Origin of the sequence: Streptomyces sp. AM6-12 (assembly GCF_044327085.1) — a bacterium.
Lineage (GTDB): Bacteria > Actinomycetota > Actinomycetes > Streptomycetales > Streptomycetaceae > Streptomyces.
Window position 1 is genome coordinate 20,251 of sequence record NZ_JBIQWN010000002.1, and the last position, 13,226, is coordinate 33,476.

The window sequence follows — 13,226 nt, forward strand, 5'->3', positions numbered from 1 at the left end:
CGTGTAGGTTCTTCGCCCATGGCTCGGTTTGAAGATCGCGGAGTGCTGGAGTGGGTGGAGTCGGGCGGCGGCCCCCTGATCGCCGTTCCGGAGGTGGTCCTGCCGTTCTGGGCGGGCGCCGACAGCGAGGAGCTGGACACGGACTACGACCGGGCCTGTGAGGTCCCCGGCTACGCCGGGCTGCTCCCGGTCGGCGACAGCGCGGCCCTCGTCCTCGGCGACGAACCGGCCGCCACCTCCTACCTGCCGGAGCACACCACCTTCGTCCGCTGGTCCGCCGCGGACTCCGAGCGCGACCTGCTGGCCCGGGTCCCCGCCGCGCTGGAGACGGCGGTGTGGGAGCACGAGCTGCGCTGGGAAGTGCCGGGCCCCGTGGTCCTGTTCGACTCCGCCTGGCCGGGCGCCGAGGCGGACCGGCAGGAGCACCTGCGGGTGCCGCTCGCCGCGGGCTCGTACACCGTGCGCGCCGCCTACACCCAGCCGGGCCCGGAAACCTGGGTGGGACTGGTCCGGCTGGGCAGGCTCGCCTAGTGAGCTGGTCTGGAGATCCTGTCGCAGTAGCGGCAGATCCGGTCGATGATCTGGTCCGCGGACTTGGTCCATCTGAAGGGCCGGGCCTGCTCGTTCCAGGTTTTGATCCAGTCATCGAGCGCGGTCTTCAGCTCGTCGAGTGAGCAGAACACGCCGCGCTCCAGACACCGCCGCTGCAATTCGGCGAACCACCGCTCGACCTGGTTGATCCAGGACGAGTAGGTGGGGGTGAAGTGCAGCTCGAACCGAGGATGGGCCAGAAGCCACTTCTGCACCACCGGCGCCTTGTGGGCGCAGAGGTTGTCGCAGATCTCGTGGACCGCCAGGCGGGGATCGCTCTGGCGGTCGATGTCATCGAGAAAGTCGCGGAAGTCCACCGCCCGATGCGTCGCCGACAGCTTCCCGATCACCTTGCCGGTGGCGGTGTTCAGGGCGGCGAACAGGTCCACGGTGCCGTGCCGGACATAGTCGAAGCTGCGCCGTTCAGGGGTGCCGGGCGCCATGGGCAGCACCGGGGCGGTCCGCTCAAGAGCCTGGATCTGCGGCTTCTCGTCCACCGCGAAAACTGCCGCGTTCGCCGGCGGGGCGAGATACAGCCCGACCACGTCGCGGATCTTGTCGATCAGCAGCGGGTCCGGGGAGATCTTGAAGTTCTCCGTTCGCCAAGGCTGCAGCCCGAACGCCCGCCAGATCCGCAGCACACTCGTCGGAGAGATCCCCACTCGCTTCGCCAGCTCCCGCTTCGACCAGTGGGTGGCACCCTCGGGCACCTCTTCGAGAGTGCGCACCACCACCTCTTCCACCTGGGCGTCGGTGATGGTGCGGGGCACACCGGGACGTGGCTCGTCGGACAGCCCGTCAAGCCGGCATCGGAGAAATCTGGTCCGCCACCGGCGTACGGTCGCGCGATCGGTGTCCAGCCGTGCGGCCACCGCGGTGTTGTTTCGGGCTGGGGCGTGCCGATGATCCGCCCCCGCTTGGTCCAGGTGACACCGTCGTCGGTGGACGTCGCGAGGCCGGTGGAGTTCCACTCGCCGTAGCCGCCGTCCGCGAACACGTGGTGCTCGGCGTGGTAGAAGCCGTAGATCGTGCCCTTGGGGTCGTGCGGGTCCCGCTGCGCCGACGACAGCCATGCGCCGTTGCCGTCGAACGTCCCGCGGGGGCCGGCCGTCAGCACGGGCGTGGTGGGACTGATCGGGCCCATGGTGTCCAGGCTCCGCCCGGTGCTGCGGTAGTCGTCGCCGTCGACCCAGAACGTGAGGTTCGCCGTTCCCTGCGCGTTGGGCAGGTAGGGGAAGGTCGAGTCGTTCGCGTACCACCGGACCGGGTTGTCGGGGACGGGCACCACCTGTGGGGTCCCGAGCGTGGTGGTCGGGGTGAGGGTCGCCTCGTGCGCGGCCGACGCGGTCGCGGGGGCCAGCAGCACGGCGGCGGTGGCCGCGACCGCGGCCCATACCGTGCGGTTCCTCGGGGATCGGTGGCTCAGTCGCATGTCAGCTTCGCTCCTGCCCAGTCGCCGTGATCGTTTCCATTGCCGTCACCGGCGTCGCCGACCGACAGGTCGAGGACCTGGCCGCCGGTCACCGGGACGTCGATGGCGACCGGGGCCGAGTCGCCCTTGAGGACCGGGGTGGTGGTCAGCACCTTGCCGTCCAGCCCGACGCTGAAGGTGACGGTGCCGGGATCGCCGTTGTCGACGCCGGCCGTGGCGGTGAACCTGCTGCACTTCCCGCCGAGATAGACGGCCACGTCACTGGGCGAGTTGGTGCCCAGGCCCTTGGCGTAGACGGTGCCGCCGAGTTTCAGCGGAGTGCCGTCGCCGCTCGCGGTGCCGCCGACGCTCTGGTCGCGTTCGACGGGTCCCCAGCCGTTGCTCGCCGACAGGAACTCCAGATCGCTGACCTGCCGGGTGCCGGTCGGCGCTCGCGGTACGGCACCCGGTGTGCGTTCGTCGGACGCCGTGGTGCGGCTGCCGCCCTGCGTCTGGTGGGTGACGACGCGCAGGGCGCTCGTCCTCGGCACGGTCGCCGGGGCGGTGACCTCCCAGCTGAGGGTGGCCGAGGAGCCACCGTGGACGCTGCGCACGACCGGTGGTGTGGAGGTGCCGCTCGCCTTCCAGCCGTCCGGCAGGTCGAGTCGGGCCGTCACGTCCCGCGCGGTGGGCTTGCCCGCCGGCACGCCGACGGTGGCGGTCGCGGTGAACTTCTGGCCCCCGCCGATCACGCCGGGCACGTGCAGGGCGACCGTCGCCGGCGGAGCCTTCGGCATGGCGTAACGCCTCTTGTCGTAGCCGGGGCCGTCGTTCTGCGCGACCTTCAGCGAGGAGGCGTAACTGCCGTAGTTCACCAGGCTGACCTTGCCCAGGCCGCCGGTGCTGCCGTCGAGGTTCCAGACCGCGATGGCGATCTTGTTACGGCCGTGCGGGTTCAGCACCCCGTTCGGTACGGGGAAACTGCGCTGCGGACCGAGGTAGTTGACGTAGTTGCCCATGTCCCAGCCGTTGACGTAGATCTCGGCGCGGTACTTGCGGGAGGGGTTGTCGTCGAGCCGCACGCCCACGGAGGTGTCCTGGCCCTCGGGCAGTTGGAGGGAGACGTCGGTGGTGTACCAGGAGACGCCCGGAGTGGGGTCGGTGGCGGGCAGGGTGACGGGCTTCCAGACGGCCGTGGGGTAGCCCGGCAGCATGTAGCCGGCCCGCTCCCCGTACAGCCCGCCCGTGGCCAGCGGACCGCGCACCGGGTCGACCGGGCTCTCCCCGCCGCGCACTCCCTGGAGCCGCCAGGTGAGGCTGTTGAAGGCGGTACCCAGCAGGGTGGCGCCGGTCAGGCCCCGTGCGGCCTTGTTGCCGCTGTGCGGGGTGTAGTCCTCCTCGTGGCCCATGTCGACCGTCAGCACCGACACGACGTTGTCCGCGCCGTTCTTCACCACCCCTTCGGGGAAGGTGTAGGTCTGCTGGCCGTCCTTGGTGGAACTGCCCAGGAAGACGCCGTTGAGCCAGACCGAGGAGGCCGCCGTACCCCCGCCGCTCTGCGTGGAAAGGGTGATGCCGGTCTCCTTGCCGGTGCCGGTGAAGCGGCCCCGGTACCAGGTGCTTCCGGTGTGGAAACCGTAGTCGTCGGCGAACAGTACCGGGCCGTTCGAACCCGGAGTGGTGATGCTGTGGGTGGTGGTCTTGTCGGCGACCTGCCAGGTGGAGTCGTCGAATCCGGGCCGCGCCTCGGGTGACTCCTCGGTGTGCTTCCAGTTCGTCAGCGCGGGCAGGGTGACGGGCTCGGCGGTCGGCAGGGTGCCCGCCCGGCTGCCGGTGCCGGTCGGCCGGGTGGCGATCGGGGTGCCGTTCCAGGTGATCGAGGTGGCGTCGCTGAACACCTCGACGGCTCCGTCGTCGCCGGTGTCACCGGTCAGGTCGAGCCGGTCCCCGTGCGTGGAGGCGCCGCGCACCAGGTGGGTGCCGCGCACCAGCACTGGCCCGCTGGAGGTGTCCTGCCGCCAGAACGTCTTGGCCGTGCCGGTGTCGGCGAGCAGCAGGAGCAGCGGGTGGCCGCCGCCGCTGATCCGGACCCGCGTGAGCCCGGTGTGCCGGTAGTCGAGCCGCAGGTCGCCCGTCGCCGGGTCCCAGGTCGATCCCACCGTGCCGCCGGCCGAGGTGACCTCGGGCCGGGTGCGGTAGTTGAGCACCGTCTCGCCGTCAGAGCCTTTGTCACCGTAGAGCACGGCGACCTCGCGGTCGCCGATGAGCGCGTCGGTCATGATCTCGGAGGTGGAGTACTGGAGCTTGTTCCCGCCGAGGTCGTAGTCCGCGACGATGGTCTTCGAGGCCCGGCCGTCGAGGGTGAGGGCGGTGCCCGGCTTCTGCGGGACGGTGTAGACGGGGGCGGTGGGCGTGGTGCCGGTGCGGACGTCGATGGCGTCGACGGGCACGAACCCGTTCCCGGCGACGACGATCTTCAGCGTGTGCGGGCCGGACGTGAGCCCGCTCACCTGGTAGGCGACGTACTGGCTCCGGCCCGTCGCCCCGTACAGGTCGACGGTCTTGACCTTGGTGCCGTCCAGGTAGACGTCGGCCTTGCCGTGGTTGGCGGCGAGGTTGCTGATGAACTTCACGCCGGTTCCGGTGAAGTCGACGCTCGCGCTGTCGCCCGCGGTGTCGGAGAAGGATTCGGTGTGCTGGTAGTCGCCACCGGTGTACGACTGCTCCGCACCGACGTGCGACCAACTGCCCTGGTAGGTGAGCGCTTTGTCGCGGTCGTCGTAGGTGTAGCGGGAGCGCGCGCCGAGGTCGAGGGTGAGGTGCGTGGAGTCCTTGTCGTTCGACGTGGAGTCGGAGTGGCGCAGCACATGGAACTGGGTGCCGGTGTCCGGGTTGCCGCGGGCGGTGTCCACGATCTTCGCGTTGTCGGTGGGCGCCGGGGCCAGCGGGTCGGTCTTGGTCAGCGGGGTGAGCGCCTGTGTGAAGTACCCGATCAGCTTGTCCGTGGAGTACTTGGGATCCAGCTGCCGGTTCTCGCGGATGGCCGCCCCGTAGTCGTACGAGGTGTAGTTCTGCGGCATGCCCAGCCAGCCCCAGTTGGTGCCGCCGTAGGTCATGTAGAAGTTCTGCTCGGTCGCGCCGACCGCGATGTTGTGCTTGTAGAAGACGTCGGCGAACTTGTCGTTGATGAGCTGGGCGCACTTGTCGTAGCCGGGGCCGCCCCACGGGTCGAAGGCGCCGCCCTGGAACTCCGGTGCGATCAGCGGCTTCTTCGGCGGGTGGTCGTAGGAGATGTCGGGCACGCCGCTCCACCGGCTGGGATCGGAGCAGTTGAAGCCCTGCGGGTAGGAGTCGGCGCCGTCGACGTCCAGGGCGGCGTCCCCGGCGTTGAACGTGCCGTTGTCGTTGCCGACCAGCGGCACGGTGATGCCGTCGGCGGTGGCCTTGTCCTCCAGGTGCTTCATGTACGTCCGGCCGGCGGCGCTGCCGTTGTAGTACTCGTTCTCCACCTGGTACTGGATCACGGACCCGGTGCCGTTGGTGAGTTGGTGCCGGGCGATGATCCGGTCGATCCGGGTCTGCCACTCGTCGGAGTACTTCAGGTAGTCGGGATCGCTGGTGCGGGTGCTGCCGGGTTTCGCCGACAGCCAGCCGGGGAAGCCGCCGCCGTCCACCTCGGCATTGATGTACGGGCCGGGCCGTGCGATCACGTACAGGCCCAACTCGTCGGCCATGTCGAGGAGTTTGTCCACGTCACGGATGCCCGTGAAGTCGTAGACGCCCGGAGCCGGCGAGTGGTAGCCCCAGTCGAAGTAGAGCGAGACGGAGTTGAAGCCGGCCGCCTTCATCTTCTCCAGTACATCCCGCCACAGGTCCTGGCTCGGCAGCCGGAAGTAGTGGAACTCCCCGGACCACAGATAGGTCCGCTTGCCGTCGATCATGAACGAATAGCCGTCATAGGTGACCGAGTGCGCCGTGCGCACATTCCCGGCCGCGGCGCTCCTGGCCGCCGCGGCCGGCGGCGCCGCGCTCGCGGCAGAACCGGTACCGAGGGCCAGCCCGACCGTCAGCACGACGGCTGCGCACACTGCGAGGAGTCTCCGGATCATCCCCACCTCCATTGCGGCAACCGGCCTGACCACAAACGGTGTTGAGGTCTGTTGCCATATGTTTGATTGGGTGGCTTCGCGTTCGGCAGTGTGGCACTCGGCTGTGCGGAACGCAACGGATGTCACACGGCGGGCGACCTTTTCGGGCACCTGGGCGGTGTTTCCACCACAACCCGACACGACTGCTCAAGTCCGTTACGAGAGGTCGGCCGAGTCGGCGCCGCCTGGTGCGGTCGGCTCCGGAAGGGGCGGCCCGGGCCGCGAACTGCTCACCGCAGCCGCGCGATTCGGTCGTGCGCCCGCGCGTGCTCGGCCCGACCCGGAAAGACGGCGCAGAGAGGTTTCAGGGCCGGACGCCGTCGAAGGCGATCCGCAGGTGTCGGGGTCCGCGCAGTACCGCGTTCTCCCGGTAGGGCGGCGGGTCCTGGACCAAGCGGGGGTTGTCCAGGCGCCGGGCCAGCTCGGTCAGGGCGATCTGGGTCTCCAGGCGGGCCAGCGGTGCGCCGAAGCAGATGTGGATGCCGCTGCCGAAGCCGAGGTGCTGGATGTCCTCGCGGTCCGGGTCGAACCGGTCGGGGTCCTCGAACCGCTCCGGGTCCCGGTTGCCCGCGGCCAGCACCAGCCAGATCCGCGACCCCTTGGGGATCGTCACCCCGCGCACCTCGATGTCGGTGATGCAGGTGCGCTGCGGCACCAGCTGCACCGGCGGCTCGTAGCGCAGCAGTTCCTCCACCAGTCGCGGCGCCAGCTCCGGCTCATGGCGCAGCCGCTCCAGCACGTCCGGGTGGCGCAGCAGCGTGAGCATGCCGTTGGTGATCAGGTTGACGGTCGTCTCGTGACCCGCGATCAGCAGCAGGACCGAGGTGCTGAGCACCTCCATCATCGTCATGGCGCCGTCCGGGCCATGGCTGTTCACCAGGTCGGACAGCAGATCGTCGCGCGGCTCCTTGGCCCGCTCCTCGGCCAGCCCGGCCAGATACATGCCGAGCTGCATCCGGGCCTCGCGCGCGGTCCTGGCGAAGTCCTCGTCCGCCTCCTGCCGCGTCCCCGGATCGAGGCTCGCGACCAGCGGATCGACCCAGGCGCGAAAGCGCGGCTCGTCCTCACGGGGCACCCCGAGCAGCCGGCAGATCACCGTCACCGGGAACGGGTACGCGAACTGGTCCACCAGATCGATCTCCCGCTCCTCGCCGAAGTCGTCGATCAGACCCCTGACGATCTCCCGCAACTCGCCCCGCATGCCGTCGATCCGGCGCGGCCGGTGCGGGGGCCCGAAGGCGCTGTTGGCGATCCGCCGCAGCCGGTCGTGCTCCGGCGGGTCCAGGCGCAGGAACGACGGCGGCAGCCCGCCCGTCTCCTCCGACTGGAGCAGGACATCCTCCCCGGCCGCCGCCAGATTCGCCGCGTCGGAGCTGATCCGCGGATCGTGCAGCAGCGCCTCGATGTCCCAGTAGGAGCTGATGACGTAGGGGCCGCCCTCCTCCTCGTGCAGCACCGGTGTCCCGCGCAGCTCCCGGTACACCGGGTACGGGTCGGCGCGGTTGGCGAAGTCGGTGATCCGGCGCACGATCGAGTCTTGCGTCATGGGGCTTCCTCGGGGCGGTTCCGGCACGCGGGGCGCCGGTCAGTGGCGGGCGGGGTGGAAGACGAGCTGGGTATCGGCGGGCGAGTAGCCGCTCAGGGTCACCATCGGGCCGTGGGTCGGCAGGGACGGGTCGGGGAAGTCGGCCGGCACCGGGCGCCGGTTCTCGGACCGCCGGTCCATCGTCGGGTACTCCACCGGGAACGGCGCGCCCCGCTCGATCGCCCGCTGGTAGAACTCCAGCCACCGCGTGTTGTCGAAGCTCACCGCGGCCACCACCCGGCCCTTGTGGCCGTAGACCCCGACGAACCGGCGCTCCGCCGTCGAACCCTGGGTGATCATCAGCTCCTCGCCCATCGGGGGCACCCCGACCGACTTGATGTTCACCCCGAACTGCGAGGACCAGAACGCCGGCATCCACAGGTGCGGGCGCCGGTCCGCGCCGTCGCAGATCATGTTGTGCGCGGCCGTCTCCGCCTGCGCCACCGCGTTGCCCCAGTGTTCGAGCGAGAGGAACTGGTACTCGAACAGCGCGTGCGGGGAGCGCGCCACATCACCCGCCACGAACACGTCGTCGGTGACGATCCCCCGGAAGTCGAAGGCCCGGCAGCCCGCGTCACAGGCGATGCCGCGCGGCCCCGCGCCGAGCCCCGACCCCTGGAGCCACTCGGTGTTGCGCTGCGAGCCCAGCGAGACCACGACCACGTCCGCCTCGACCACGCTCTCGTCGGACAGATGGACCGCCCGCACCCGCCCGGCCGCGTCGCCCTCAAGGGCCGTCACCGTCACACGGGTCCGCAGATCCACGCCGTGCTCGCGCATCAGATCCGCGGCCACCGCGCCGATCACCCCGCCGAGCGCGCCCACCAGCGGCGCGCCCGCCCGTTCCGCGACCGTCACCGCGATGCCCTGCTCCCGGCACGCGGAGGCGACCTCGCAGCCCGCGAACCCGGCGCCGATCACGAACACCCGGCGCGGCCCCGCGCGCAGCCGCTGGTACAGCCCGGCCGCGTCGTCCCGCGTGCGCAGCAGGAAGACGCCGTCCAGCCGGGCCTCCGGCTCCTTCGGCCAGGGCCGGGCGCGCACCCCGGTGGCGATGAGCAGCCGGTCGTACTCCACCTCGTCCCCGTCGGCCAGCCGCACCCGCCCGGCCGTCAGGTCCAGGCCGGTGGCCGCCGTGCCGAGCCGCCACTTGGCGTCGATCTCCCGGCGCCGGGGCAGCCCGGTGCGGTGCGGGTCCGCCCGGCCGAGCAGGACCGCCTTGGACAGCGGCGGGCGGTCGTACGGCTCGTACGGCTCGTCGCCGATCAGCGTCAGCTCCCCGGCGAAGCCCTCCGCGCGCAGCGTCTCGGCCGCCCGCAGCCCCGCCAGCGAGGCCCCCACGATCACGATCCGGCCCTCGCGGCGGAGCCGGTCCATGTGGTCAGCGGCCATCGTCCGCGCTCCGGGAAGCGCCGGCCACCCCGTCGGCCGTGATCGCCTGCACCGGGCAGGCGGCCACGGCCCGCGCCAGTCGCTCGCGCTGCTCCGGGTCGGGCTGCGGGTCGTAGACCAGCGATTCCTCGCCGTGCATGGCGAAGACGTCCGGCGCGAGGAACGCGCACTGCGCGTACCCCTGACACTTGTTGAGATCGACGACGAGCCTCATCGACGCCCTTCCGGTGGTCAGGGTCCGCGGCGCGCCCCACGCGGCTGACGCGTGCGGCGGCCCGGACGGCGGTCGTCCCCCGTTCGCCAGCATGGGAGCGAAGCCGGGGGGCCCGCGCGCCGGGCACGCCGATCGAGTGAGTCGGCCCTCAGAGCGCGGCCAGCTCGTCCACCAGGTCGTCCAGGCCCAGCGAGCCCTGGGAGAGGGCCGCCATGTGCCACGCCTTCAGGTCGAACGACGCGCCGTGCCGCTCGCCGGCCCGCTTCCGGCCCAGCAGCCAGGCACGCTCCCCGAGCTTGTAGCCGATGGCCTGGCCGGGCATGGTCAGGTAGCGGGTCAGCTCGCTCTCCACGAAGTCCGCCGGGCGGCTGCTGTGCGCCCCGAAGAACTCCTGCGCCAGCTCCGGCGTCCAGCGCTCGCCGGGGTGGAACGGCGAGTCCGCCGGGATCTCCAGCTCCAGGTGCATGCCGATGTCCACGATCACCCGCACCGCCCGCATCATCTGCGCGTCCAGGTAGCCGAGCCGCTCCTCCGCGTCGCCGAGGTAGCCCAGCTCGTCCATCAGCCGCTCCGCGTACAGCGCCCACCCCTCGGCGTTGGCGCTGACGATGCCCACCGTCGCCTGGTAGCGGGAGAGGTCCTCGGCCACGTGCGCCCACTGCGCGAGCTGGAGGTGGTGGCCGGGCACGCCCTCGTGGTACCAGGTGGACACCAGGTCGTAGACCGGGAAGCGGTCCTGGCCCATGGTGGGCAGCCAGGTGCGGCCGGGCCGGGAGAAGTCCTCCGAGGGGCCCGTGTAGTACGGCGCCGCCGCGCCGCCGGGCGGGGCGATCCGCGACTCCACCCGGCGTACCCGCTCGGCCAGTTCGAAGTGCGTGCCGTCCAGGTCCGCGATCGCCCGGTCCATCAGGCCCTGGAGCCAGCCCTGGACCTCGTCCACGCCGATGTGCCGGCCGTGCTCGTCCAGGTGCGCCAGCGCCACCCAGGGGGTCTCGGCGCCGGGCAGGATCTTCTCCGCCTCGCGCTTCATCTCGCCGAGGATGCGGTGGAACTCGGACCAGCCGTACGCGTACGCCTCGTCCAGGTCCAGGTCGGTGCCGTTGAAGTACCGCGCGAGGCGCGCGTACCGCTCCCGGCCCACCACGTTCGGGGCGCCCTCGACGGCCGGCGCGTACACCTCGCGCAGCCAGTCGCGCAGTTCCACCAGGGCGGCGGTGGCGGTGCGGGCCGCCTCGTCCAGCTCGGCGCGCAGCGCGTCGGGGCCGGCGGCGGCGAACTCCTCGTACCAGCCGCGGCCCTTGCCGTCCGTGTCGATCCACTCGCCGAGCTGCCCGATGAAGGTCTCGGTCGGCCGGGGCGCCGCGAACAGCTTGCGGTCCAGGCCCAGTTGGAGCGACTCGCGGTAGCCGGCGAGCGCCCCCGGCACCGCGCGCAGCCGCTCGGCGATCGCCGCCCAGTCCTCCTCGGTCTCCGCCGGCATCACCGTGAAGATGTCCCGCACCGAGTGGCCGGGGGTGTGCATGTTGCCGACGGCGCGCAGGTGCTCCTGCGCCTCGTGCACGGCGAGTTCGGCAGTCAGCCGCTCCCGCAGCAGCCGTCCGCAGCGCCGCTCCACGCCGCTGTCGGCGCCGGGCCCGCGCTCCGCCTCGTCCAGCCTGGCGAGGGTGGTCCGGGCCAGCTCCGCGAGGGCCTCCTGGCCCGCGGGCGAGTAGTCGGGCAGCGTGCGCGAACTCTCCGGCACGCCGAGGTAGGTGCCGGTCACCGGGTCGAGGGCGATCAGGTCGTCCACGTACGCGTCGGCGACCTGGCGGGGCAACGGGGTGTTGATCTCAGACATGCCGCCCATCCTCGTACGGGAGGGATCCCCGCGTCACCAGCGTCGGCCGGGATTCAGCTGTCGGCGTGGCCGGGCGGCAGCAGCGGGCCGCACTCCCACTGCTGGAAGATCAACCGGGTCTCCACGCGGGCGACTTCGCGGTGTGCCGTGAACTCGTCCAGGACCAGCCGCTGGAGATCGGCCATGTCCGCCACGGCCACATGCACCAGATAGTCGTCGGGGCCGGTCAGATGGAAGACCGAGCGGGCCTCCGGCAGGGCGCGCACCCGCTCCACGAAGGGCCCCACCAGCTCCCTGCGGTGCGGCCTGACCTGCACCGAGAGCAGCGCCTGCAATCCGCGGCCGAGCTTGGCCGGATCAAGTCGCAGCCGATGACCGAGGATCACACCGCAGCGGCGCAGCCGGGTCACCCGGTCCAGACAGGTCGACGGCGCCACCCCGACCTGGGCGGCGAGATCGCGGTAGGTGATCCGGGCGTCGTTCTGCAACAGCCGCAGCAGTTCGAGATCCACCGGATCCAGTACGACGGAATCGGCCATCGGCCGAACGTAGCACGGACTTCGGCCCCGGTAACCCGTTCGATGTTCACCCTTTTCCGTCATGGACACAGCGACGATGGGCGCCTACGACGACGTACGCCCCGCACCGAGAGCCCTCGCGACCGAGGCCGTGCACGCCGGCCGCGACGATCTCGCCCGCCAGGGACTGCACGCCCCGCCGATCGACCTGTCCACGACCTACCCCTCCTACGACAGCCGGGGCGAGGCCGCGCGCATCGACGCCTTCGCCACCGACGGTGCCGACCCGGTGGGCCCCCCGGTCTACGGCCGGCTGGGCAACCCGACCGTCGCCCGCTTCGAGACCGCGCTGGCCCGCCTGGAGGGCACCGAGTCCGCGGTCGCGTTCGCCAGCGGCATGGCGGCCCTCAGCGCGGTGCTGCTGGCCCGCTCGGCGACGGGCCTGCGCCATGTCGTCGCGGTACGGCCGCTCTACGGGTGCAGCGACCATCTCCTCACCGCCGGGCTGCTCGGCACAGAGGTGACCTGGACCGACCCGGCCGGCGTCACCGACGCGCTGCGCCCGGACACCGGCCTGGTGATGGTCGAGTCCCCGGCCAACCCGACCCTCGCCGAACTGGATCTGCGGGCCGTAGCGCACGCGTGCGGTTCGGTGCCGCTGCTGGTCGACAACACCTTCGCCACACCGGTGCTCCAGCGCCCGGCCGAGCAGGGCGCGCGGCTGGTGCTGCACAGCGCGACGAAGTACCTCGGCGGGCACGGGGACGTGCTGGCCGGGGTCGTGGCCTGCGACGAGGAGCTGGCGGGCCGGCTGCGCCAGATCCGCTTCGCCACCGGCGGCGTCCTGCACCCGCTGGCCGGCTACCTCCTGCTGCGCGGCCTGTCCACCCTGCCGGTCCGGGTCCGGGCGGCCTCCGCGAGCGCCGCGGAGCTGGTCCGCCGCCTCGCCGCGGACCCGCGGGTGACCCGCGTGCACTATCCGCGGATCGGCGGCGCGATGATCGCCTTCGAGGTGAAGGGCGATCCGCACGAGCTGATCTCCCGGGTACGGCTGGTCACCCCGGCGGTGAGCCTGGGCAGCGTGGACACCCTGATCCAGCACCCCGCGTCCATCAGCCACCGCATCGTGGACGCGGACGACCGCCGGGGCGCCGGGGTCGGCGACAAGTTGCTGCGGCTGTCGGTGGGGCTGGAGGACGTGGACGACCTCTGGGCCGACCTGGACCAGGCGCTGGGCGAGCCGACCAAGGTGCGGGTGCGGACGGCGGAGGCGGCGCGGACGGCACAGAGGGTCCGGACGGCGGACCCGGTGGGCTGACGGACCGGTGACCGGTAACGCCTCTCCCGGTGCCTCGGGGGGACCGGGAGAGGCGACCTCACCGGACCTCACCGCCGGAGTCCGCCGGCCACACCGGCCACTGCCGGAGTCCGCCGGCCGCAACGGCCACTACCGGAGTCCGCCGCCCACCGCCGGCCACACCGGCCACCGCCGGAGTCCGCCGGCCACACCGGCCACCACCGGAGTCCACC

Annotated in this window: 9 protein-coding genes; 2 read left to right on the forward strand and 7 right to left on the reverse strand. The window is 71.6% G+C overall.

The window, feature by feature from the left end; translation table 11 throughout:
• Window positions 1–18 precede the first annotated feature (18 nt).
• The gene (locus ACE4Q9_RS28515; protein ID WP_397987377.1) at window positions 19–531 is read left to right on the forward strand and encodes an immunity 21 family protein; all 513 of its coding nucleotides are present in this window, start codon (window positions 19–21) and stop codon (window positions 529–531) included.
• Here the strand turns inward: ACE4Q9_RS28515 and ACE4Q9_RS28520 are convergent.
• From ACE4Q9_RS28520 to ACE4Q9_RS28550, 7 genes are all read right to left on the reverse strand, one after another.
• Window positions 528–1,985 carry an IS630 family transposase gene (locus ACE4Q9_RS28520; RefSeq protein ID WP_397987378.1) on the reverse strand — a complete coding sequence of 486 codons (1,458 nt, stop codon included), beginning with the start codon at window positions 1,983–1,985 and terminating at the stop codon, window positions 528–530. The genes ACE4Q9_RS28515 and ACE4Q9_RS28520 overlap by 4 nt on opposite strands.
• A gap of 28 nt (window positions 1,986–2,013) precedes the next feature.
• Complete coding sequence (locus ACE4Q9_RS28525) at window positions 2,014–6,111, reverse strand: beta-galactosidase (RefSeq protein ID WP_397987379.1); 4,098 nt, start codon at window positions 6,109–6,111, stop codon at window positions 2,014–2,016.
• A gap of 343 nt (window positions 6,112–6,454) precedes the next feature.
• Window positions 6,455–7,696, reverse strand: a complete 1,242-nt coding sequence (locus ACE4Q9_RS28530; protein ID WP_397987380.1) for a cytochrome P450 — start codon at window positions 7,694–7,696, stop codon at window positions 6,455–6,457.
• A gap of 39 nt (window positions 7,697–7,735) precedes the next feature.
• The gene (locus tag ACE4Q9_RS28535) at window positions 7,736–9,127 is read right to left on the reverse strand and encodes an NAD(P)/FAD-dependent oxidoreductase (RefSeq protein ID WP_397987381.1); all 1,392 of its coding nucleotides are present in this window, start codon (window positions 9,125–9,127) and stop codon (window positions 7,736–7,738) included.
• Complete coding sequence (locus ACE4Q9_RS28540; protein WP_397987382.1) at window positions 9,117–9,341, reverse strand: ferredoxin; 225 nt, start codon at window positions 9,339–9,341, stop codon at window positions 9,117–9,119. The genes ACE4Q9_RS28535 and ACE4Q9_RS28540 overlap by 11 nt, the downstream gene beginning before the upstream one ends.
• A 148-nt stretch (window positions 9,342–9,489) precedes the next feature.
• A complete protein-coding gene (locus ACE4Q9_RS28545; RefSeq protein WP_397987383.1) occupies window positions 9,490–11,178 on the reverse strand; it encodes a DUF885 domain-containing protein in 1,689 nt (562 codons plus the stop codon).
• Window positions 11,179–11,231: 53 nt separating this feature from the next.
• Window positions 11,232–11,717, reverse strand: a complete 486-nt coding sequence (locus ACE4Q9_RS28550; protein WP_397987384.1) for an Lrp/AsnC family transcriptional regulator — start codon at window positions 11,715–11,717, stop codon at window positions 11,232–11,234.
• Between the two features lie 61 nt (window positions 11,718–11,778).
• Between ACE4Q9_RS28550 and ACE4Q9_RS28555 the strand changes: the two genes are divergently transcribed.
• A complete protein-coding gene (locus ACE4Q9_RS28555) occupies window positions 11,779–13,014 on the forward strand; it encodes a trans-sulfuration enzyme family protein (RefSeq protein ID WP_397987385.1) in 1,236 nt (411 codons plus the stop codon).
• The last annotated feature ends 212 nt before the right edge of the window (window positions 13,015–13,226 follow it).